This window comes from Dyella sp. ASV21 (assembly GCF_016428975.1).
Taxonomy (GTDB): domain Bacteria; phylum Pseudomonadota; class Gammaproteobacteria; order Xanthomonadales; family Rhodanobacteraceae; genus Dyella.
Window position 1 is genome coordinate 1 of record NZ_JAELTT010000068.1, and the last position, 21,566, is coordinate 21,566.

General features: G+C 61.7%; 18 protein-coding genes and 1 pseudogene. 14 read left to right on the forward strand and 5 right to left on the reverse strand.

Going from position 1 to position 21,566, the window contains the following annotated elements; genetic code table 11:
* Positions 1-619, reverse strand: a 619-nt coding sequence (locus JHD67_RS17535) for a GTP-binding protein (RefSeq protein ID WP_233172003.1), incomplete at its 3' end; no start/stop codon positions are given.
* A complete protein-coding gene (gene cysD, locus JHD67_RS17540) occupies positions 619-1,521 on the reverse strand; it encodes a sulfate adenylyltransferase subunit CysD (protein WP_199100484.1) in 903 nt (300 codons plus the stop codon). The genes JHD67_RS17535 and cysD, both read right to left, overlap by 1 nt.
* A gap of 200 nt (positions 1,522-1,721) precedes the next feature.
* Between cysD and JHD67_RS17545 the strand changes: the two genes are divergently transcribed.
* The 4 genes from JHD67_RS17545 to JHD67_RS17560 are packed head-to-tail and all read left to right on the forward strand — an operon-like array spanning position 1,722 to position 5,242.
* Complete coding sequence (locus JHD67_RS17545; protein ID WP_233172004.1) at positions 1,722-2,867, forward strand: ABC transporter permease; 1,146 nt, start codon at positions 1,722-1,724, stop codon at positions 2,865-2,867.
* Positions 2,864-3,679, forward strand: coding sequence for an ABC transporter ATP-binding protein (locus JHD67_RS17550; RefSeq protein WP_199100485.1), 816 nt, complete (start codon positions 2,864-2,866; stop codon positions 3,677-3,679). Before JHD67_RS17545 ends, JHD67_RS17550 begins: the two co-directional genes overlap by 4 nt.
* Before the next feature lies 1 nt (position 3,680).
* On the forward strand, positions 3,681-4,619 hold the full coding sequence (locus JHD67_RS17555; RefSeq protein WP_199100486.1) for an MlaD family protein: 939 nt from the start codon (positions 3,681-3,683) through the stop codon (positions 4,617-4,619).
* Complete coding sequence (locus tag JHD67_RS17560; RefSeq protein WP_233172005.1) at positions 4,616-5,242, forward strand: ABC-type transport auxiliary lipoprotein family protein; 627 nt, start codon at positions 4,616-4,618, stop codon at positions 5,240-5,242. Before JHD67_RS17555 ends, JHD67_RS17560 begins: the two co-directional genes overlap by 4 nt.
* Positions 5,243-5,248: 6 nt before the next feature.
* On the opposite strand, the gene JHD67_RS17565 is transcribed toward JHD67_RS17560, so the two are convergent.
* Both JHD67_RS17565 and JHD67_RS17570 read right to left on the reverse strand, forming a co-directional pair.
* Positions 5,249-5,878, reverse strand: coding sequence for an alpha-ketoglutarate-dependent dioxygenase AlkB (locus JHD67_RS17565; protein ID WP_199100487.1), 630 nt, complete (start codon positions 5,876-5,878; stop codon positions 5,249-5,251).
* A gap of 29 nt (positions 5,879-5,907) precedes the next feature.
* Positions 5,908-7,305, reverse strand: a complete 1,398-nt coding sequence (locus JHD67_RS17570) for an amidase (protein ID WP_199100488.1) — start codon at positions 7,303-7,305, stop codon at positions 5,908-5,910.
* Positions 7,306-7,487: 182 nt separating this feature from the next.
* Between JHD67_RS17570 and JHD67_RS17575 the strand changes: the two genes are divergently transcribed.
* From JHD67_RS17575 to JHD67_RS17595, 5 genes are all read left to right on the forward strand, one after another.
* Positions 7,488-9,104 carry an electron transfer flavoprotein-ubiquinone oxidoreductase gene (locus JHD67_RS17575; protein ID WP_199100489.1) on the forward strand — a complete coding sequence of 539 codons (1,617 nt, stop codon included), beginning with the start codon at positions 7,488-7,490 and terminating at the stop codon, positions 9,102-9,104.
* A gap of 200 nt (positions 9,105-9,304) precedes the next feature.
* Positions 9,305-10,399 carry a glycosyltransferase gene (locus JHD67_RS17580; protein ID WP_199100490.1) on the forward strand — a complete coding sequence of 365 codons (1,095 nt, stop codon included), beginning with the start codon at positions 9,305-9,307 and terminating at the stop codon, positions 10,397-10,399.
* Between the two features lie 225 nt (positions 10,400-10,624).
* Positions 10,625-13,633, forward strand: coding sequence for a glycosyltransferase family 1 protein (locus JHD67_RS17585; RefSeq protein WP_199100491.1), 3,009 nt, complete (start codon positions 10,625-10,627; stop codon positions 13,631-13,633).
* A gap of 94 nt (positions 13,634-13,727) precedes the next feature.
* The gene (locus tag JHD67_RS17590; protein ID WP_199100492.1) at positions 13,728-14,474 is read left to right on the forward strand and encodes an electron transfer flavoprotein subunit beta/FixA family protein; all 747 of its coding nucleotides are present in this window, start codon (positions 13,728-13,730) and stop codon (positions 14,472-14,474) included.
* A gap of 80 nt (positions 14,475-14,554) precedes the next feature.
* Positions 14,555-15,499 (forward strand): FAD-binding protein, encoded by a 945-nt coding sequence (locus JHD67_RS17595; protein ID WP_199100493.1) that lies wholly within the window; start codon positions 14,555-14,557, stop codon positions 15,497-15,499.
* Between the two features lie 113 nt (positions 15,500-15,612).
* On the opposite strand, the gene JHD67_RS17600 is transcribed toward JHD67_RS17595, so the two are convergent.
* Positions 15,613-17,013 (reverse strand): hypothetical protein, encoded by a 1,401-nt coding sequence (locus JHD67_RS17600; RefSeq protein ID WP_199100494.1) that lies wholly within the window; start codon positions 17,011-17,013, stop codon positions 15,613-15,615.
* A gap of 332 nt (positions 17,014-17,345) precedes the next feature.
* Here JHD67_RS17600 and JHD67_RS17605 point away from each other — a divergent pair, with 332 nt between their 5' ends.
* The 5 genes and pseudogenes from JHD67_RS17605 to JHD67_RS17625 form a co-directional block, all read left to right on the forward strand.
* Positions 17,346-18,296: a UDP-glucuronic acid decarboxylase family protein gene (locus tag JHD67_RS17605; RefSeq protein ID WP_199100495.1), complete on the forward strand. Its 951-nt coding sequence runs from the start codon at positions 17,346-17,348 to the stop codon at positions 18,294-18,296.
* Positions 18,297-18,302: 6 nt separating this feature from the next.
* Positions 18,303-19,259, forward strand: a complete 957-nt coding sequence (locus JHD67_RS17610; protein WP_199100496.1) for a glycosyltransferase — start codon at positions 18,303-18,305, stop codon at positions 19,257-19,259.
* A 4-nt stretch (positions 19,260-19,263) separates the two neighbouring features.
* Positions 19,264-19,647, forward strand: coding sequence for a GtrA family protein (locus JHD67_RS17615; RefSeq protein WP_233172006.1), 384 nt, complete (start codon positions 19,264-19,266; stop codon positions 19,645-19,647).
* On the forward strand, positions 19,623-20,234 hold the full coding sequence (locus JHD67_RS17620) for a hypothetical protein (protein ID WP_233172007.1): 612 nt from the start codon (positions 19,623-19,625) through the stop codon (positions 20,232-20,234). Before JHD67_RS17615 ends, JHD67_RS17620 begins: the two co-directional genes overlap by 25 nt.
* A gap of 338 nt (positions 20,235-20,572) precedes the next feature.
* Positions 20,573-21,566 (forward strand): annotated as a pseudogene (locus tag JHD67_RS17625) (hypothetical protein); the annotation flags it as partial.

Consider the following 21,566-nt stretch of genomic DNA (forward strand, 5'->3'; position numbering starts at 1 on the left):
GGCCTACGTTGTCACCGCTGGGCGCCACCACCGGCAACGCGTGCACGGTATCGATGCCCAGCTGCGAGGCGAGCTCGCGATACTCATGGGCGATAGCGGCAAAGATGTCCTCGCGAAGGTCCACCAGGTCCATCTTGTTGACCGCCAGCACCACCTGGCGGATGCCCATCAGCGCGCATATATAGGAATGGCGGCGTGTCTGCGGCAACAAGCCCTTGCGCGCATCCACCAGCACCACGGCCAGCTCGGCGTTGGAGGCACCGGTCGCCATGTTGCGGGTGTACTGCTCATGACCCGGACAGTCCGCCACGATAAAGCTGCGGCGCGACGTGTGGAAATAGCGGTGAGCCACGTCGATGGTGATGCCCTGCTGGCGCTCCGCGTCCAGGCCATCGGTGAGCAGGGAGAAATCCAGCGCATCCGGCGCATCGGCGTGCAACGTGCGGCTGTCGCGCGTGAGTGCCCTCAACTGGTCATCCGGCACCATGCCGGTGTCATAGAGCAGGCGACCGAGCAGGGTGCTCTTGCCGTCATCGACGCTGCCGCACGTGATGAAACGAAGCAAATGGGCGTTGGTGCGCTCGGTGGCAGCCGCGGGGGCGGTATCCAGCATCGCCATCAGAAATACCCCTCCTGCTTCTTGCGCTCCATCGATGCATTGCCATCATGGTCGATCACCCGCCCCTGCCGCTCGGAGCTGCGCGAGGCGCTCATCTCGTCGATGATCTTGTCCAGTGTGTCCGCCATGGAAGGCACGGCCCCCGTCAGGGGGTAGCAACCCAAGGTGCGGAACCGTACATCCAGCATCTGCACGCGCTCGCCTTCGCGCAGGACAAAACGCTCATCGTCCACCATGATCAGCGCGCCGTCCCGCTCCACCACCGGGCGAGGCTTGGCAAAGTAGAGCGGCACCACCGGAATCTGTTCGCGCCGGATGTAGTGCCATACATCCATCTCGGTCCAGTTGGACAGCGGGAACACACGCACGCTCTCACCCTTGAGGATCTGCGTGTTGTAGGTGTGCCATAGCTCCGGACGCTGATGCTTGGGGTCCCAGCGGTGCTGGGCATTACGGAAGGAAAACACGCGCTCCTTGGCACGCGACTTCTCCTCGTCGCGGCGTGCACCGCCGATGGCGGCATCGAAGCCGTACTTGTCCAGCGCCTGCTTGAGGGCCGCCGTCTTCATCACATCCGTATGCACCGCCGAGCCATGGATCAGCGGTGAGATGCCCTGGCGCACGCCCTCTTCATTAATGTGCACCCGCATTTCCACGTCCCCGGCGGCGGCCACCTGATCGCGGAAAGCGATCATCTCGCGGAACTTCCAGGTGGTGTCCACATGCAGCAACGGCATCGGCGGGCGCGCCGGATAAAAGGCCTTGCGCAGCAGATGCAGCAGCACGGAGGAGTCCTTGCCGATCGAATAGAGCATTACCGGGCGCTCAAAAGCCGCCGCGGTTTCGCGAAAGATGTGGATGCTCTCGGCTTCGAGCGCGTCCAGATGGGACAAGGAAGACATACGTTACGTAACCAGCCTCTGGCATCGGGCTCCGGAACGCCGGACCCATATTCCGTCAAATCTAACGGAAAACCGCGAGCCGGACATCGACGATGCTCGCGGACCCAGGGAAAACGCTCAAGCCTCTATCTCGCTGACAGCGACCATCATTTCGTCACCCAACGTAGGCGAGACTGTCCTCAACGTCTAAGATCGACCCCATGAGTACATCGATGGCGACAGGAAGCGCACAACTCGATGCCACCGCCGCGCCGCCGCGCCTGAGCATTGCCGGCGACTGGACGCTGGCCCACTACCACGCGCTGGAACGCGCCGTGGCGGCGATCGGGACACCATTGGCCGCCGACGTGGCGATCGACACCAACCAGTTGGGCGCACTCGATACCGCCGGCGCCTCCCTGCTCGCCGGCCTGCTTGGCAACGAGCGCCTGAGCAAGCTCGCCAGCACCGACCCGCACCTGCCCACCGCCCAGCGCGCCCTGCTGCAGACCGTGGGTACCGCCATGGCGGGCTACCAGGAGCCCCGGCGGGCTCGCCGCGGCAACGCCCTCACCGACCTGTTGGCGCGCATCGGCGCGGCGATGGAGAACATCTACCACCAGCAGGTGCGACTGCTCGGCTTTATCGGCCTCACCCTGCAAACCTTCGCCCAAACAGCGTTGCGTCCCCGGCGCTGGCGGGTCACCTCGCTGGTCGCCCATATGGAAGAGACCGGGCTGGATGCGGTGCCCATCGTGGCCCTGCTCACTTTTATGGTGGGGGCGGTGGTGGCCTTTCTTGGCTCCACCGTACTCGCCGACTTTGGCGCCACCATTTATACGGTGGACCTGGTGGCGTTCTCCTTCCTGCGTGAATTCGGCGTGCTGCTTACCGCCATCCTGATGGCCGGCCGCACCGCCAGCGCCTTCACCGCCCAGATCGGCTCAATGAAGGCCAACGAGGAGATCGACGCCATCCGAGCGCTGGGGTTGGACCCCATGGAGTTGCTGGTGTTGCCACGCGTGCTGGCCATGTTGGCCGCGTTGCCCATGCTTACCTTCCTGGCAATGATCGCCGGCCTCGTCGGTGGCGGGCTGGTCTGCGCGCTGGTGCTGGATATTTCGCCCGTGATGTTCATCAACCTGGTCAAGTCCGATATCGGGGTGCGCAATTTCCTGGTGGGCCTCGCCAAGGCTCCCGTGTTCGCCTTCCTGATTGCCGTGATCGGCTGCCTGGAAGGCTTCAAGGTCACCGGTAGCGCCGAATCGGTCGGTGAGCACACCACCTCCAGTGTGGTGCAGTCCATCTTTGTGGTGATTCTGCTCGATGCCCTGGCCGCGCTGTTCTATATGGAGATGGGCTGGTGAACGCCGCGCTCAACGCCAACGCGCCGGACAACGTCATCCAGGTGCGCAACCTGGTGAACCGCTTCGGCACGCAGACCGTGCATGAGAACCTGGACCTGGACGTACGCCGCGGCGAAATCCTCGGCGTGGTGGGCGGCTCGGGCACCGGCAAATCGGTGCTGTTGCGCAGCATTGTCGGCCTGCAACGCCCCACCTCCGGGCAAGTACACGTGTTCGGCCAGGACCTGCTCAGCCTGTCGCCGGAGCAGCGCTCGCGCGTGGAACGTCGCTTTGGGGTGCTGTTCCAGAACGGTGCCCTGTTCTCCTCGCTCAACATCGTGGAAAACGTCGCCATGCCGCTGATCGAGCACGCCGGCCTGTCGCGCCCGGAGGCCCAGCAACTGGGCGGCGTAAAACTCGCCCTGGCCGGGCTGCCGGTAAACGCGGAAACCAAGTACCCCTCTGAGCTTTCCGGCGGCATGGTCAAGCGTGCGGCACTCGCACGCGCGCTGTCGCTGGACCCGGAAATCCTGTTTCTGGACGAACCGACCGCCGGCCTCGATCCCATCAGCGCGGCAGCGTTCGACCAATTGATCCTGACCCTGCGCGATGCGCTGGGACTGACCGTGTTCCTGGTCACCCACGACCTGGACACGCTTTACACCATCTGCGACCGCGTGGCCGTGCTGTCGCAAAAGAAGGTGCTGGTGGTCGGCCCCCTCGACGAGGTCGCCCAGAACAGCGACCCGTGGGTGCAGGCGTATTTCCACGGCCCGCGCGGCCGCGCCGCCGAAGAGGCGCATGAGCGCGAATCGTCCCCCGAGGTGAAGTGATATGGAAACCCGAGCCCATCACGTATTGATCGGCCTGTTCACGGTGATCGTGGTGACCGCCGCATTGCTGTTTGCGCTATGGCTGGCCAAGTCCAGTTCGGACAAGCAGTTCGCGTACTACGAAATCATCTTCAACGAATCGGTGACCGGCCTCTCGCAAGGCAGCGCGGTGCAGTACAACGGCATCAAGGTCGGCGATGTGACCCAGCTCAAGCTGGATCTCAACGACCCCAGCAAAGTGCTCGCGCGCGTGCGCCTGGGTGGCGACACGCCGGTGCGCCAGGACACCCACGCCAAGCTGGCCATGACCGGCGTGACCGGCCTGGCCATTATCCAGCTCAGCGGCGGCTCACTGGAAAGCCCGCCGCTGGTGGGCAAAAACGGGGCACTGCCGATCATCGTCGCGGATCGCTCGCCACTCAGTCGCATCCTTGCCAACGGCGAGGACCTGATGGTGAACATCAACGATGTGGTGGCCCGGGCTAGCGCCCTGCTATCGCCGGAAAACATGGATCGCGTGAGCCGCACGCTCGATCACCTGGATAAAGCCACCGGCGCCGTGGCTGACCAACGCGACGATATTCGCGACCTGCTGCGCCAACTGGCGCAGGCCAGCAAACAGGCCAACGACACGCTGGCCGTGACCCAGCGCCTGGTGCAAAACACCAATGGACTGGTCGACAACCAGGCCCGCGCCACGTTGGACAGCGCCAAGAATGCGCTGGCATCGGTGGAACACGTCACCGCCAATATCGATCAGTTGGTCAGCGACAACCGCGCCGCCATCAATGGTGGCATGCAAGGCTTCAGCGAGCTTGGACCGGCAGTGCGCGAACTGCGCGACGCCGCCGGCTCATTGCGCGGCATCTCGCGCCGCATCGACGAAAACCCGGCCGGCTACCTGCTTGGCCGCGACCGCAGCAAGGAGTTTGTGCCATGACGCGGCTTATCCGCTCCCTTTCACTCTGCATGGCAACGGCTCTGCTGGGCGCCTGTTCGATCCTTCCGAAAACCGAGTCCCCGGACATCTATCGCCTGCCCGCCACGCCGCTGGCGCATGCCCAGGCACCGGCGGTGAGTTGGTCACTGCGCGTGACCACCCCGCAGGCCGAACGCATGCTCAACAGTTCGCGCATCACCGTGTGGCCGCAGGGCGATGTGGTAAGCGTCTACCAAGGTGCACGCTGGAGCGACTCGGCCACCACGCTGCTGCGCAATCGCCTCATCGATGCCTTCCGTGACGATGGCCGCATTGGTGCCCTGAGCAGCGACGATGACAGCCTGCAAGCGGACTACGCGCTGGCTGGCGATCTGCGTGCGTTCCAGTCGGTATATCAGGGCGGCCAACCCGTGGTGGTGGTTCGCCTGGACGCGCGACTGGTGCAGACCAGCGGTTTACGCATCGTCGCCACCCGCCGCTTTGAAATCAGTCAGCCGGTGAGCGGCACGGCCGTGCCGCAGGTGGTGGCGGCCTTTGGTCAAGCCAGCGACGCACTCGCCAACCAGGTGGTGGCCTGGACCATGCAACAACCCTTGCAAGCCCATCCCCCCTTGAGCCCCTGAGCGCGCTCAGCGCGCTCGCGCATGAATCTGACGAAAGGTCAGGTTGAGTCGCGGCCCCGTCACGGCACCCGCCTTCGGCAGCTCATGCTGATAATGCCGCTGCGTGTCGCCGGCCATGCGCAGCAGGCTGCCGTGTGCCAGCACCACCGCGCGCACCTCTCGCCGGCCAGCCTGGTGCCGGGGACGCAGGCGAAAACGACGCTCCGCACCCAGGCTCAAGGAGGCAATGACCGGCCGCAAACCCAGCTCCGGTTCGTCGTCGCTGTGCCAGCCCATCGAGTCCTGGCCGTTCCGATACAGATTGGCCAGCACGCTATTGAAAGGCGCCCCGCACACGCTTGCTACGCGCTCGCGCAAACTCGCCAGCAGCGGCGACCACGGCCGCGGCTCGAAGCGCGTACGTGAATAGACATAGGTGGCATCCGCATCGCCGATCCAGCAGCTCAAGCGAGGCGAATCCACCTCGCGGCCGAAGATGCGAATGCGGTGGGTTTCCCAAGGAATGGACGCCATGAGTTCGGCCAGGAGACGATCGGCCTCGTCTGCGGATAGCCAGCGCGGCCATAGGTCCAACTCGGCGCCCGGCAGTTGCAGGGGCTGCCAATCCTGGATGGTGCCTTCGTCGAACAGACTCACGTCCTGCCTACCTGTGGATCGCGACCGGCTCAGACGATAGCCGGAAAGTCCGGCTCGACGTCCAGCGTGGCGGCACACACCGATGCCAGCTCAAGCAGGCGCAGATCCGAGCCGCGCGCACCGACCAACTGCAGGCCAATCGGCAAGCCATCGGGCAGGTAGCCCATCGGAATATTCACTGCCGGGCAGCCAGCCAGGCTGGCGAAGCTGGTGAGGTCGGCCTGCGAATCCGGCACCGGACCGTCAAGCGGGAATGCGCCCTGCGGCGTGGTCGGCAACACCAGTACATCGATCTGCGCGAACAGGCGGCGCATCTTGAGCGTGGCGGCATCCAGTACGCGATCGGCGCAGGCATAGTCGGCCGCACTCTTGCCCGCCGCATAACCGAGCAAGCGGCGGAAGTGCTCCGACACGCGCCCATCAGTGCTGGCGAGATCGTCGGCGAACGTACCCAGCATTTCCGCCTCCATCAACAACAGGCCGGCGCGGCGGGTGCGCGCAAAATCCCAGTCGGAGAAATCCACCGTACGTCGCTCGCCCAGCTCACGCGGCCACTTGGCCAGCGCCTCCTCGAACACGGTGATGACCTCCGGCCGCACGCCCACCGCCGCCAGGTCGGGCAGAAAACCGGCACGCAGGCGACCGGGTTCCCAGTCCGGCGGTGACAACGCCACGCGGCGGCGACGCGAGCGTGCATCGTCAGCGTCATAACCGGCCAACACCTGCAGTAGTACGGTGAGATCGTCCGCGCTACGCGCGATCAGGCCCACCGTATCCAGACGCCGCGCCGCCGGCACCAAGCCGCGCGCGGAAATTTCGCCGTGGGTGGGCTTCAGTGCATACACACCGCAATAGCTTGCCGGGATACGGATCGAACCCAGACTATCCGAGCCGATCGCGGCTACCGCCAGACCGGCGGCCACCGCGGCCGCCGCGCCCCCGGACGAACCGCCTGCCGTATAGCCGTGGCGGTGCGGGTTGTGCGTGGGGCCGTGATGCGGGTTGTCGGTGGTGGCGCCCAGCGCGCCTTCATCCATATTCGTCTTGCCGATCAGCACCGCGCCGGAGGCGCGCAGGCGCGACACCACATGGGCATCCTCGGTGGCGGGGGCACGACGCCCACCCAGGCCGGCGCTGGTCGGCCAGCCAGCCACGTCGAAATTGTCCTTGAGCGCGATCGGCAGCCCGTCGAGACGGCCGATGACGCCATCGCGACGGCGGTGCTGCGCTGCCAATGCCTGCTCCTGTAGCAGCGACGAACTGAGGCCGACATAGGCGTTGAGCTTGGGATTCAGGCGCTCGATGGCCTCCTGATACACCTCCGCCAGGGCCTGCGGCTGCACGCGCTCGACCGCCAGCCAATGCAAAAGCTGGCACATCGTGGCCCGGCGCATGTCGAGATCACGGATCGGGGGTTGCTGGTTCATGGTGTCTTCCCTGGGCTCACGGTTCCGATTATCGACACCATAGATGAAAGGTTTGCAAGGAAGAAACGCCGCCTGTCGACCCGATCCGTTGCCCGCGACCTGCCGAACCCGGACAATGCCAGTTTGCCCGTTCCATACGTGAGGGAACGGTATCGTGACGCTATAGCCCGACGGAGCCCGCCATGAGCGAACGCGAAACAATGGAATACGACGTCGTCGTCGTGGGAGCCGGCCCTGCGGGGCTTTCGTTTGCCATCCGCCTGAAGCAGCTCAAGCCCGACCTGAGCGTATGCGTGATCGAGAAGGCCTCCACCATCGGCGCGCAAATCCTCTCTGGCGCGGTGATCGAGCCGCAGCCGCTCGATGCCCTGCTGCCAGGCTGGCGCGACAATCCGCCGCCTATCTGCGTGCCCGCCACCGAAGACGAATTCTGGCTGCTCTCCAAGACCGGGGCCCGTAAGCTGCCGGTGCCTCCGGGCATGAACAACCACGGCAACTTCATCGTGTCGCTGGGCGCCATGTGCGCATGGATGGCACCGCAAGCCGAAGCGCTGGGCGTGGACGTGTTCCCGGGCTTTGCCGCCGCCGACACCATCTATAACGAAGACGGCTCGGTCGCCGGCGTGCGCATCGGCGACATGGGCGTGGCAAAGGACGGTTCGCCCAAGCCCGGCTATACCCAGGGTATCGACATCAAGGCCAAGGTCACCGTGCTGGCCGAAGGCGCGCGAGGCAGCCTTACCAAGCAGCTGATCAAGCGCTTTGCGCTGGACAAGGACAGCGACCCACAGGGCTATTCCATCGGCATCAAGGAGCTGTGGCAGGTACCGGCTGGCCGCGTGCAGCCGGGCAAGATCGTGCACAGCTTCGGCTGGCCGGCGGATAACCACACCTACGGTGGCAGCTTCCTCTATCACCTGGACAAGGACCGCATCGCACTCGGCTACGTCAGCGGCCTGGACTACACCGAGCCCAACTACCAGCCGTGGGAGGCCTTCCAGCAGTGGAAGAATCACCCGTCGGTCAAGGCCCTGCTTGAAGGCGGCAGCATTCTTTCCGCCGGCGCACGCGCCATCGTCACTGGTGGCTATCAGTCGCTGCCCAGGGTGGAGATGCCCGGCGCGCTGCTGATCGGCGACACCGCCGGCCTGCTCAATGTGCCCAAGATCAAGGGCACCCACCAGGCGATCAAGAGCGGCATGCTCGCCGCCGAACACCTGGTGGCGAATGACCTGAAGCCGGCCGGCTTCGACGCCAAGCTGCGTGGCTCGGACGTGATGGCCGAACTCAAGAAGGTGCGCAACATCAAGCCCGCCTTCAAGAAGGGCCTGTGGTTCGGCATGTTGAACGCCGCATGGGAAACCGCCGTGGGCGGCGCCTCCCCGTGGACGCTCAAGAACAAGGCCGACTACGCCATGCTGCACAAACTCGGCCAGCAGGAAGAACCCAAGCGCGACTATGTGCAGCGCGAGCTGCCGCCGCGCGATCGCCTGGCCGGCGTCTACTTCGCCGCCACCGAGCACGACGAAGACCAGCCCATCCACCTTCATGTGTCCGACACCAATGTCTGCGTGACGCAGTGCGCGGTGGAATACGGCAACCCCTGCACACGCTTCTGCCCGGCCGGCGTGTACGAGATCGTGGACGACGCCACAGCCGAGAACGGCAGCGGCAAGCGCCTGCAGATCAACGCCGCCAACTGCGTGCACTGCAAGACCTGCGACATCAAAGACCCGTACCAGATCATCAACTGGGTGACGCCGGAAGGCGGCTCGGGGCCGAACTACCAGAACCTGTGAATAACGCACTTACCTGGCGACTGAGCCGCATTGTTTACTTCGCCCGACGCGCCAGGGGCAGCATCGCCTTGCGAGGATGGCGAGGGACGCTCCAGCACCTGTTTCGACAGCGAATGGAGGTTCAAGCTGGGGATGCTAAGGACGTCGCTCCGCTCGAGGTGGTAGCCCCTATTTCGGTTAAGGGGCACCCCGCGCGACACGTGCTGGTAATCGACAGCGTGGTGCCGGACCCCACCCGGGACTCCGGCTCCGTGCGAGCGTGCCAGATTCTTCAACTGTTGCACGCGGATGGCTGGGAAATCAGCTTTCTGGCGGGCGATGGCTACGCCTCCGCCGGAGATATCGCCCGCCTGGCGGCCCTGGGTGTGCGTTACGTGGATGGCCACCCTCTTCGCTGGCTGCGCAAGAACGGCCATCGCCTTGATGCGGCCCTGTTGTGTCGTGTACCTATCGCTACCCAGTACCTGGGACTCGTTCGCCAATATGCGCCAAGGGCTACCGTTGTTTTTGACACGGTCGACCTTCACCACCTGCGTGAACGGCGCGCGGCGCTGCTTACCGGCAACCGGCGCCTGGGTAGACATGCGGAGCAATCGCGACGGCGTGAGCTCGCGGCCATTTCCCGCAGCGACGTGACCTTGGTCGTCAGTGCCGACGAACAGGCCACGCTGGCGCGCGAGCTTCCTGGCAGCCGCGTGGAACTTCTGAGCAACATCCATGAGGTGCATGGTCGACGCCAAGGCTTTCACGCGCGCCGCGATCTGCTGTTCGTGGGCGGATTTGGGCATCCCCCCAATGCCGACGCCATGCATTGGTTTGCCACGGACATCCTGCCCTTGCTGTTGGCCGATGACCCCTCGATCACACTGCACCTGGTGGGCGACATTGACGAAGCATCGCGGCGACTGCTCAACCGCGAGGGCCTGAAGATTCATGGTCGAGTGGACGATCTTGCGCCGTTGCTGGATGGCTGTCGCCTCTCCGTGGCTCCCCTGCGTTTCGGTGCCGGAGTGAAGGGCAAAGTGAACTTGGCGATGAGTTATGGACTCCCTGTCGTGGTCACGTCGGTTGCGGCCGAAGGCATGCACCTCACGGACGGGGTTGACGCTCTCGTGGCCGATGATGCAGAACGATTCGCCGCTTCGGTAATGCGGCTCTATCGCGATCCCGAGTTATGGATGCGATTGTCCGACGCTGCCCTGGCCAACGTAAGCAACCACTTTTCGGTGGATCTGGCTCGGCGCAGCCTCCGCGGCATCTTTTCGCGCGGGACGCCATCGACGGACGAGGCCTGAGATGCGCCGGCTACTCATCCCACTCCGACAATGGCTGGCGAAGCGGCCTCACCTGCGCCGCCGCTTGACGCTGATCATCTATCGCTTTCCTGCTCTCGACATGCGCCTGCGTGGCCTCCTCCACTCAGCGGAACGCCCGAACCGAATGCGGCAGATCGATGCTTCGCACCTCTCGGAAGACGGGCGGCATGTCATGTCGCGCCTACGTGCAAGGATGCCCGATCGATGAAAGTACTGCTCGACATGCAAGGCGCCCAGTCACAGAGCCGGCATCGTGGCATTGGTCGCTACACGCTAGACCTGAGCCGCGCCTTGGCTGCACGCTCCACTGTGGGGACCGAGCTTCACTTCGCCTTCAATGCGCAGCTCGATGATGCCACGGACTCCATCATTGCGAGTCTCGCGCCGAGCGCGAACGCTGCCCACCGTCTGCACTACAAGTCGCTGTCCAATGTAACGTTCCATGATGCGGGCAACGACGCCCGACGACATGCTGCCGAGATGATTGTCGGCCACGCATTGGAACAGACGGGTGCCGACGTCGTTTGGTATAGCAGCATGATCGAGGGTTACAGCGAAGACGTTGTGATACCTCCCGTGGCCCTGCGCTCGACACGAACGGTAGCCACGCTGTACGACCTGATTCCTCTGCACGACCCGGAAACTCACCTGGGCCACCCGCGCGTTCGCCAGTGGTACGAGGCGAAGCTCCAAGCGCTCTCCCAATGCGATCTTCTGCTGGCAATCTCCGAGTGGGCGCGCACCGATGCCATCACGCGACTGCAACGAGACCCAAGCAGCGTGGTGACCATTGGTGCCGGTGTGGATCCCAAGTTTTGCCGACCCGCATTAAACAGCCCACTGGACAGGGGCGTCATGCAGACGCATGGCATCCACCGACCCTACGTGCTCTACAACGGTGGCTTCGACGCGCGAAAGAACGTAACCCGGCTCATCGAGGCGTTTGCGCAGCTGCCCCCCACGTTGCGCGACAGCTACCAGTTGGTAGTCGTTGGTCGAACGAGCACGGAACAGATGGCGACGCTTGCCGCCACCATTCGCCGCGCCTCATTGCCAGCCACGTCGGTAGTCTTTACCGGCTATGTGTCGGATGAAGTACTGATCGACCTTTACGCTCATTGCGCGCTCTTCGCCTTTCCCTCGACATTGGAGGGTTTCGGATTGCCTCCACTCGAGGCCATGTCCTGTGGCGCCCCCGTGATCGCAAGCAATACGACTAGCTTGCCTGAAGTCATTGGCTATGCGCAGGCCACCTTCGATCCGGCCAGCACTGGCGCAATCACAGAGAAGATGCGCCAGGTGCTTGAGAACCAGAGCTTCGCGGACACCTTACGCGAACAGGGCAAAATACAGGCGGCCAAGTTTTCTTGGGATGCAGTGGCCGCGCGCGCGCAAGAGGCTATCGCCGATCTCGTAGCGCACACCACGGTCCGCCCCGAGGGCGTCTCGGTGAGCTCCGGCCAATACTCGCTGTTGTGTTTGTACGCCACGGTGCCACCGGCATGGATAAATGAACTCGCGAAACGGTATGCGCTGGACCTAGCTGAACTACCGCGAGATTCCGGCCAACTGGATGGCGCGCTGCGCCAGCAACTCGATGCAGCCGATCTCGTTGTATACGTCGCCTCCCCCGAGACCGCATGGCGCGTGCCGCCGTGGATGCGCGATTGGCCTGGCGTACTGGTTATTGAGCAAGGTGCCCTGAATGAGGCCGGCGAAGCCACGGACAGCTGCGAAGCTCGCTACCGCAGCGGCGGCTATGCCTATTGCAAGGACGGCAGCTCTCCCCTCCGTTACCAACTGAGTGAAGGATGCATGGGTGTGGTCATGGGCATTGATCGCCCATTGCCCAACGCCGCTATTGCACCATCGATTCCATGGGTCTCGCTGTCCCCCGCCTCCCACATGGAGCGCTTCTGCGTCACCCTGGAGGCATGGCGGCAAAAGGGGCCTGCGGCTATGGAAACCCGTCTACTCCATGCCCTGGCAGCGGGTCCAGCCCGGCACCTCAGCGACGACGAGCAGGCCGCCCTTAGCGATGCCATCGTCGCGGCCCGGACGCCTACCAGCCCCGGCCGATGGCTGGTCGACGTGTCGCAGATCGCTCGTCACGACATTGGGACTGGCGTGCATCGGGTCGTCCGATCCATTCTCAGACAATGGCTGCAATATCCGCCCCAGGGCATACGCATCGAACCGATTGCCTTTGTCGACGGCCACTATCGCTTTGCCCGTCGCTACGCCCTTGGCCTGCTGGAACTCGACCCCGCCCAGTTGAATGATGACTTTGTCTCACCCGCTGCCGGCGATACCTATGTAGGACTCGATTGGGCGGCTGAGACAATGACCGCCACTGAACCCTTGCTCCGGGAGTGGCATCGCCATGGCGTCGGCATGCATTTCGTCGTGCACGACCTGCTGCCCCTTTCCCTGCCACAGGCGTTTCATCCGTTTTCCCGCGAGCTCTTCCTGAACTGGCTGCAGCGCGCATCCGGTGTGGCGGACGAGTTCCACTGCGTATCCCAGGCAACGGCGGTCGACCTGAGGAACTGGCTGGCTGGCGCCCACATGACATTCCAGTTTGGGCAGCCACCCAGGGTTCGAAACTTCCACCTCGGCGTGGAAATCACCGTGAATCAAACTCAAGCCACCGAACTGCCCGCGGCCCTGGCACAAGCCATGGCGGCGCGCCCCTCGCTACTGATGGTAGGCACGCTTGAGCCGCGCAAGGCCCATACACAGGCACTCGATGCATTGGAGCGGCTGTGGGCCTGGGGACAGGACGTCAATCTCATCATCGTGGGGCACCATGGCTGGCTGGTAGAGGAACTGGTCCGACGCCTGGAAAAGCACACGGAGAAGAATCAGCGTCTTTTCTGGCTGAATGATGTCGACGATTCGGTGCTGGAAACCATCTATGGTAGAGCGTCGGCCCTGCTGGCCCCGTCGCTGGGCGAGGGCTTCGGTCTACCCCTGATAGAAGCGGCGCATCGGCGCCTGCCCATCATCGCTCGAGATCTCCCGGTGTTTCGCGAAATCATGGGGGACTACCCTCACTACTTCCGAGCCACGGACCCCGTCGTGCTCGCCGAGGTGTTGGCTACGTGGCTGAACGCCCCGCTGGCGCCCGGCCCCGAGCGCGACTGGCCGACCTGGGCACAAAGCGCTCAGGCGCTGGCAAACGGCATCTTGGCGTCCCCCGAATCAACCTGACCGGGTTCAAACGATCGTTTGACTCGGGCTAGAATGCATAATCAGACTTTTGCTGCCTCCACTTCGGTGGAATGAACCTCCCAAGGACCCGCACATGAAGATTCTTGTAGGCTACAAGCGTGTCGTGGACTACAACGTCCGCATCCAGGTAAAGCCAGATGGCACGGGCGTGGTAACGGACGGCGTGAAGCTCTCCGCCAATCCGTTTGACGACATTGCACTGGAAGAAGCCCTGCGCTTGCGTGAAAAGGGCGTGGCTGAAGAAGTCGTGCTGGTAGGCATCGGCCCGGCCGACCTCACCGCCCACCTGCGCAACGGCCTTGCCATGGGCGCCAATCGCGCCATCCACGTGGTCACCACCGACGCCGTGCAGCCGCTGACCGCCGCCCGCGTGTTCCAGAAGCTGATCGACAAGGAACAGCCGGGTCTGGTGATCCTGGGCAAGCAAGCCATCGACGACGACGCCAACCAGACCGGCCAGATGCTCGCCGCCCTTTGGGACCGTCCGCAGGCGACCTTCGCCAGCAAAGTAGAGATTGCCGACGGCAAAGCCACCGTGACCCGCGAAGTGGACGCCGGCCTGGAAGTGATCGATGCCGAACTCCCGGCCGTGATCACCACCGACCTGCGCCTTAACGAGCCGCGCTTCATCAAGCTGCCCGACATCATGAAGGCGAAGTCCAAGCCCATCGACACCATCGAATTGGGCTCGCTAGGCGTGGAAGCCAACGACCACCTCAAGACCACCCACTACGCGGCGCCGGCCAAGCGCAGCAAGGGGGTGATGGTGAAGGATGCGGCCGAACTGGTCGCGGCGCTGAAACAGAAGGGGCTTTTGTGATCATCCGTGATCAAACCCCGGCCATTCACGGCCAGACTTTTTAATAAAAGCCTCCCTGTCCCACGTTTGAGGGAACACCCATGAGCAAGATCCTCGTCATCGCCGAACATCTCGGCGGCAAGCTGAACCCCTCCACCGCGCGCGCTGTGAGCGCCGCCGCAGCCGTCAAACCCGAAGCCATCGACGTGCTGGTGCTGGCCGATAGCGTCGATGCCATCGCCGCTGATGCGGCCAAGATCGAAGGCGTCAGCCGCGTGCTCACCGTGGCCCGCGCCGAGAACGCCCATCCGCTGGCCGCCGTACTTGCCCCGCAGATCGCCAAGGCCGCTGCTGGCTATAGCCACGTTCTTGCACCGTCCACCACCTTTGGCAAGGACGTGCTGCCGCGCGTGGCCGCGCTGCTTGGCGTAGCCCAGGTCAGCGATGTGATGAGCGTGGAAGGCGCCCACACTTTCAAGCGCCCGATCTACGCCGGCAACGCCATCATCACCGTCGAAGCCGACCCGACCGCCACGCTGGTGGCCACCATCCGCACCGCGTCCTGGCCGGCCGCCACGACGAGCGCCAACAGCGCTCCGATCGAGGCACTGACCCTGGATGTCGCCCTGCCCTCGCATACCCGTTTCGTGGAACTGCAGTCGGGCAAGAGCGATCGCCCGGACCTGCAGAGCGCCAGCAAAGTGGTTTCCGGTGGCCGTGGCGTGGGCTCGAAGGAAAACTTCGACATCATCTACAAGTTCGCCGACAAGATCGGCGCCGCCGTGGGCGCCTCGCGCGCCGCCGTGGATGCCGGCTATGTGCCGAGCGATCTGCAGGTAGGCCAGACCGGCAAGATCATCGCCCCGGAACTGTACATGGCCATCGGCATCTCCGGTGCCATCCAGCACCTGACCGGCATCAAGGACGCCGGTACCATCGTGGCGATCAATAAGGACGGCGAGGCGCCAATCTTCGAGATTGCCGATATCGGCTTGGTGGGCGATTTGTTCAAGCTTATTCCAGAGCTGGAACAGGCGATCAGCTGACGAATTAAGCCCGGAGCACGTAATCCCGCTCCGGGCCAAACGTCCTTACCACCAAAAGTTGAACAATAATGCAAGCCGCCACTTTCGACGGCTCGCCACATGCTGCCTTGCGATTACAACTGGCTGTTCAAAATAAGATGCGGAAGCTGTAACAAGTTACCTATGGTCGTTCCGTCGAAGGGCACAAATTGCCGCCAGTAGGCATACATCATCGTTAAATTAAGTGCCATCAGTATGGAAGCTGAAACCGCCAGCACTAATACGTATCGCCGTCTTATAAGAGCCGCAATGACCATGGCCAAGCCCAGCGCCATGATGGACATTACATCCACCATTGGCCGACTACCGTAGCTACCGCCGAAAGGCCAACAATACCAGCTTGCACAGACGTAGACATGCACGCACACGAGCAGCGCCATCGCATACCCAAGCCAACCCGTACGTCGAATCAATAGCGGGAGGCCAATGAACGCAGCCACCAACGCTGGCGTCCAGAGAAAGGCTCCCTTTCTTACGCTAAATAAGAAGTTGATCAGCTCTGGATGCGCCCAGTGAAAGCTAGCGTCCTCACCAACTACGGCATAGGCATTTACCAGCCAGTGACCAGTCGACACCTTCCAGTAAAGCAACTGCGGTGAAAGAGCAGCCAGCGCCGCAAGCCCTACAACAAAGCCCGAGCGCATCAATGCCCGCAAATCGCGGTCTTTCCACCAGCGCTCGAAGAATATGGCCGCTGGCAGCATCGCGAAGATGGCGTTAGTCATCCTGGTAAGAACAATAAAGCCCGTTACCACCCCTATCGCCACTAACTGCCCTATCGATATGCGACCTTCATTACTGCGAATGTTGAGCAACAGATACAGCAGAAGGGATGTGAGCGCGAACTGATAGATATGGCTGAACGACGCGTCATAAGTCGCGTAGTGGAAGACATTGGTACCCAATACTGTGAGCACAACCGTAATCAATGACGTCGCGGGCGAATGCATAGAACGCAGCGACGCATACAGAAAATAGATTCCAACGCACATATACACGTACGCTGACAACATGTTGGCCCACTGATAGTAGGTCGAATATCCTGTCGCGGGTTGCCCGCTCTGGCGCGCAGCTAGATGAGCGCCCACAAAAAAAGGGCTCTGAAGTATTGCGGTTCCAACTGCATACTTATTGAAATAGCCGGTACCGCCGAGCGGCCTAGCAATGCCGTAGTTGTATGCAGTGGCCCCCGGAGCCATGTTGTTCAGGGCAGGCGTGAACTGGAGATTGTGATCAATCACCACCGACGGCAAGTAAGCGTAATACCCGAAGCCATCCGAACGAATAGGCGGCCCATTGAGCTGTCGCGAGTAGATGTAACAGCACGAAAGCACGGCCATCAGCACGGCCATCACCATGAACGGAAGTACTTCGAAGAAGTATCGAACACCTTCTCGGGTGGGAAGATCAGTCCCGACCCGGATCGACGCCCGCCGTGCAACCTTCCCCATCGGACTATCTTCCATAAATGTCAATTGCGCTCCCTTTTCGCAATTATTGACGGGCAACAGCGACCGTGGCAACAAATTTCACATAGCACCCCAAGCTCCTACACCCAGAAGACGGCCCCAGGCGTCAAATCTCGATCCGCACTTGAGGGGCGGGCCTCCTTGTGAAATGCACCAAGAGCCGATACTTGAAAGCCAGCTGGAGTTCCCCCGGTCAATCGAGAATCCATGCAAGTGCGCCTAGAGTTAAGTAACATGTTGCGCTCCCAGGCGGCTGGGATGACCAGTCATCGTTGGGCAAATGGCTCGCTTCTGCTTACAAGCGAGCAGCGCCCAGCTGTAACTTTCGACTCAAATGTATGGAGAACAAATTGAGCCAGATTTTAGTAACCGGCGGCGCTGGGTTTCTTGGTTCCCACTTGTGCGACCGCCTCATAGAAGCCGGACATGACGTCCTTTGCGCCGATAATTTCTTCACTGGCTCCAAGGACAATATCCGGCACCTGATTGGACATCCCTCCTTCGAGTTGATGCGTCATGACGTAACCTTCCCGCTCTACGTCGAGGTGAAGCAGATCTACAATCTCGCCTGCCCTGCCTCCCCGGTGCACTACCAGCACGACCCGGTCCAGACCACCAAAACGAGCGTGCACGGCGCGATCAACATGCTCGGCCTTGCTAAGCGAACCGGTGCACGCATCCTGCAGGCGTCGACCTCGGAGGTCTACGGTGATCCGGAAGTGCATCCTCAGCCTGAATCGTATTGGGGCCGCACCAATCCTGTGGGCATCCGCAGCTGCTACGACGAAGGCAAGCGCTGTGCGGAAACGCTGTTCTTCGACTACTGGCGCCAGCACCAGCTGGAAATCAAGGTCATGCGTATCTTCAATACGTACGGACCGCGTATGCATCCGAATGACGGCCGCGTAGTGAGCAATTTCATTGTGCAAGCGCTCAAGGGTGAGCCCATCACTATCTATGGCGATGGCACCCAGACTCGCAGCTTCTGCTATGTGGACGACCTTATCGAGGGTATGCGCCGCCTGATGGACAGCGCCGCGGACATCACCGGCCCGATCAATATAGGCAATCCGGGCGAGTTCACCATGTTGGAACTGGCTGAAAAGGTCATTGCGCTGGTGGGCGGCAAGTCCAAGATCACGCACATGCCGCTTCCCAGTGACGATCCCAAGCAGCGTCAGCCCGATATCACTCAGGCCAAGACGAAGCTGGACTGGAGTCCGAAGGTGTCGCTGGACGACGGCCTGAAGGAAACCGTGGCGTATTTCCGCCATCGCCTTGGAGTCTGATCAACCATGAATCACCCTAGGTTGATCGTAGTGACGCCGGTATTTGAGGATACCGAGGCTTCGACCATTCTCTTTTCGGAGCTGGCCAAAGCCTGTGGCAAGGAAATTCACATAGTGGCCGTTGACGACGGCTCGGTGAAGCAGCCCGTCTCGTTGGCCGGCCTGCAAGCTGCGGGTGTACAGGGTGAGGTGATCCGGCTGAAGCGCAACGTAGGTCACCAGCGGGCAATCGCGACGGGCATCGCTTATGTGGCGGACCATTTCCGCAGCATCGATCGGCTCGTCATCATGGACTCTGACGGCGAAGATCTACCGCAAACCATCGCAGCCCTCCTCGACGACTTGGACAGCCACGACGTCGACGTCGTGGTAGCACAGCGCAAGAGCCGCGTGGAGACATTCCGCTTCAAAGCGTTCTACGCGGTCTACAAAGGGTTGTTCAGCCTCCTCACGGGCCGCAAGATCAGCTTCGGCAATTTCATGGCAATGAACGAGACCGGCGTACGCCGTCTCGCCGCCATGGGCGAGTTGGCCACTCATGTGGCGGGAACGGTGTTGGTATCGCGCTTGCGCTGGCGCACTTGCTCACTGGATCGGGGTCCGCGCTACGCTGGCAAGAGCAAGATGAACTTTGTCGGCCTTGCGCTGCATGGTTTCAAGGGTCTGATGATTTTCGCTGAAGATGTGCTGGTGCGCGTGGGCATTGCCTGCGCCCTCGTTGCCGTACTGTCGCTCATTGGCAGCTCCGCCGCGGTGATACTCAAGGCCGTCGGCTATACCACCCCGGGCTGGTTCTCGGTGGCACTCGGCTTGTTGCTGCTGGTGTTCTTGCAGACCGGCGCGATTACGCTGATGACCCTCATGCTAACGGGTATCACTCGTAGCTCCACGGTACTCCCACTCGACTATCGCCAACTGGTCGATAAGGTGCTTTCCACCGCTGAAACTCCCGAGCATGCGTAGGCTCTTGAAGTACCAGCCGGTCCGGTACCTCATCAACGGACTGGCTGCGACTTGTGTCAGCTACGGGGTACTCAGTGCCTGCATTCATATACTCCACGTGCCATCGGCAGGCGTGTCGAACTTCATCGCCGCCGTGTTTGGCATCACGGCATCCTTCCTGGGAAGCAGACATTTCGTTTTCCCGGGTACTACCGAATCGGTGTGGCATCAGTTGGCACGTTTCTGGGTGCTCTATGCGGTGCTGGCGCTGATGCAGGCAGCGGTGCTGTTTGTATGGACCGACTGGGCCAAGCTGGATTATCGGCTAGGTTTTCTCATTGGCACCTTCCTGCAAATGGTGTGTAGTTATTTCGGAGGAAAACATTGGGTATTCAAACAGCAAAACTGACCCGCATCGTCGCGGCAACGGCTATGTTCGTCGTGTCGATGCTGGCGATATACGTCGTGCATTCGCTCTACTTTCGCGTGAACGTAGTTTTCTACAGTGCGATTTTTGACGGAGTACTGGCTACTGTTCTCATAGGCAGCTTGCTGTGCTTGCTGCCATGGTTTCGCGTACTTGGTGGCATCGAAAAAGCACAGCTGCTCGTGATTTGGTTGCTTCTCGGTTATGGCTTTGCGATTTCTGTACCAACGGTGCTGGATCGCTCACTCTCCTTCTACATCTTGGAAAAGCTGGATCAGCGCGGCGGAGGTATTCGTGAGAGCGCTTTCGAGGATGTATTCACCAAGGAGTACGTGAAGGAGCACCATCTAGTGGAGGTCCGTCTCACCGAGCAGCTTGAATCGGGAACGATTGCCATCGACAACGGGTGCGTACTATTGACCGACAAGGGGCGTCGCCTCGCCCATATCAGCAGATTTTTCCGCAACAATCTGCTTCCGAAGCACCGACTGTTAATGGGGCAATACACCGATACGCTGACCGATCCTTTCCGCCACAGCTCAACTGCCGTCGATTACCAATGTAAATAACGGCTTTTTGCCGTGAAATAGTTGCGGGCCGGCTTGCGTCTGACATCGAGAAGTAGTGACAAAGCTTGGGAAATGCCCCGTCGTATCGTCTCTACATCACGCTATCGGTGTGTGCGAACAAAGACACCTCAGGACATTCACCGCCACTGGAGCGACTAGCCGCCCAAAGTCCACCTAGCGGGACACTATAGAAGGAGCCCCTCTATCTGTCCCGACATGTTGTTGTGATGCGCACCTGAGCACAACGGCTCACCATGCCGGTGCTCAATTTAGAGCCTCCTGGTTACGATGCCACATTGCACACGCAGCAATCGGCCGGATTTAATGGAATTCAGTCTATGAAGCACTCATACACCATCGATGCGCACCGCCAGGCCGGGCGATGGCTCCTCGCTCTATTTGCGGCACTGGGAGTGTTCGGATACCTGTGCAAGGCGACACATTACTTCACCTCGGTACCTGGCGACCTCGGCGACGCTCGCTTTAACAGCATCGTTCTCGAGCACGTGTATCAATGGCTAACGGGCAAGACGCCAGATCTCTGGTCGCCGCAGTTCTTCTTCCCCTACCCCGACACCCTGGCATTCAGCGACAACCACTTTGGCTCGGTCGTGTTCTACGCCATTGCGCGCTTGGCACACCTTTCGCGCGAAGCGGCTTTTAACGCATGGTTTTGTATCGGTGCGCTGCTGACTTACTTCTCGAGCGCTTATGCCTTGAACCGGCTGGGTTTCCGGGGGCTGGCCGCTGCTGCAGCGGCATTTGCATTCACCTTTGCGCTCCCCGCACTTGCGCAGGAGGGCCATGCACAACTCGTCTATCGCTTTGCTATTCCACTTGCGTTACTTGAATTGTGGCGATCGCTTGAAGCGCGCAACCTGAAGCGTCTGCCGCAACTGTGCATCTGGGTGGCCGTGCAGTTCTTCTGCTCGATTTATCTCGGCCTGTTCTTGGTGATGCTCCTATGCGCGATTGGTGTGGCTAGCTTTTTTGAGCGATCGCGATTCGTCCCGACAGTGACAGAGACGATCCCGCCGCGTGTAGGCACGGCTCGAAATGTTCTACTTTGGGCCGTCGCTGCCACCTTGTGGGTGGGGCTGCTTCTGATGCTGGCCAAGTATCATTCCGTGGCTCGCGAGTACCACGTTAGCCGCAGTCCGGACGAAATCCGCTCCATGCTGCCGCGCATTGGCAGCTATTTCATCGCCGATCATTCGGCCCTGACGTCCTGGATGGGCAATTGGGTTCGCAATATCCCGATGCGCCATGAGCACCAGCTCTTTTTTGGCCTCGGAATCAGCGCACTAGCGATCTTTGGCTTCATCACTGCAC

Excerpts from the sequence above, each read along its gene's own strand:
- cysD (WP_199100484.1), bottom strand. The coding sequence starts at position 1,521 with ATGTCTTCCTTGTCCCATCTGGACGCGCTCGAAGCCGAGAGCATCCAC.
- JHD67_RS17545 (WP_233172004.1), top strand. The coding sequence starts at position 1,722 with ATGAGTACATCGATGGCGACAGGAAGCGCACAACTCGATGCCACCGCC.
- JHD67_RS17555 (WP_199100486.1), top strand. The coding sequence starts at position 3,681 with ATGGAAACCCGAGCCCATCACGTATTGATCGGCCTGTTCACGGTGATC.
- JHD67_RS17560 (WP_233172005.1), top strand. The coding sequence starts at position 4,616 with ATGACGCGGCTTATCCGCTCCCTTTCACTCTGCATGGCAACGGCTCTG.
- JHD67_RS17570 (WP_199100488.1), bottom strand. The coding sequence starts at position 7,305 with ATGAACCAGCAACCCCCGATCCGTGATCTCGACATGCGCCGGGCCACG.
- JHD67_RS17575 (WP_199100489.1), top strand. The coding sequence starts at position 7,488 with ATGAGCGAACGCGAAACAATGGAATACGACGTCGTCGTCGTGGGAGCC.
- JHD67_RS17585 (WP_199100491.1), top strand. The coding sequence starts at position 10,625 with ATGAAAGTACTGCTCGACATGCAAGGCGCCCAGTCACAGAGCCGGCAT.
- JHD67_RS17590 (WP_199100492.1), top strand. The coding sequence starts at position 13,728 with ATGAAGATTCTTGTAGGCTACAAGCGTGTCGTGGACTACAACGTCCGC.
- JHD67_RS17595 (WP_199100493.1), top strand. The coding sequence starts at position 14,555 with ATGAGCAAGATCCTCGTCATCGCCGAACATCTCGGCGGCAAGCTGAAC.
- JHD67_RS17605 (WP_199100495.1), top strand. The coding sequence starts at position 17,346 with ATGGAGAACAAATTGAGCCAGATTTTAGTAACCGGCGGCGCTGGGTTT.
- JHD67_RS17610 (WP_199100496.1), top strand. The coding sequence starts at position 18,303 with ATGAATCACCCTAGGTTGATCGTAGTGACGCCGGTATTTGAGGATACC.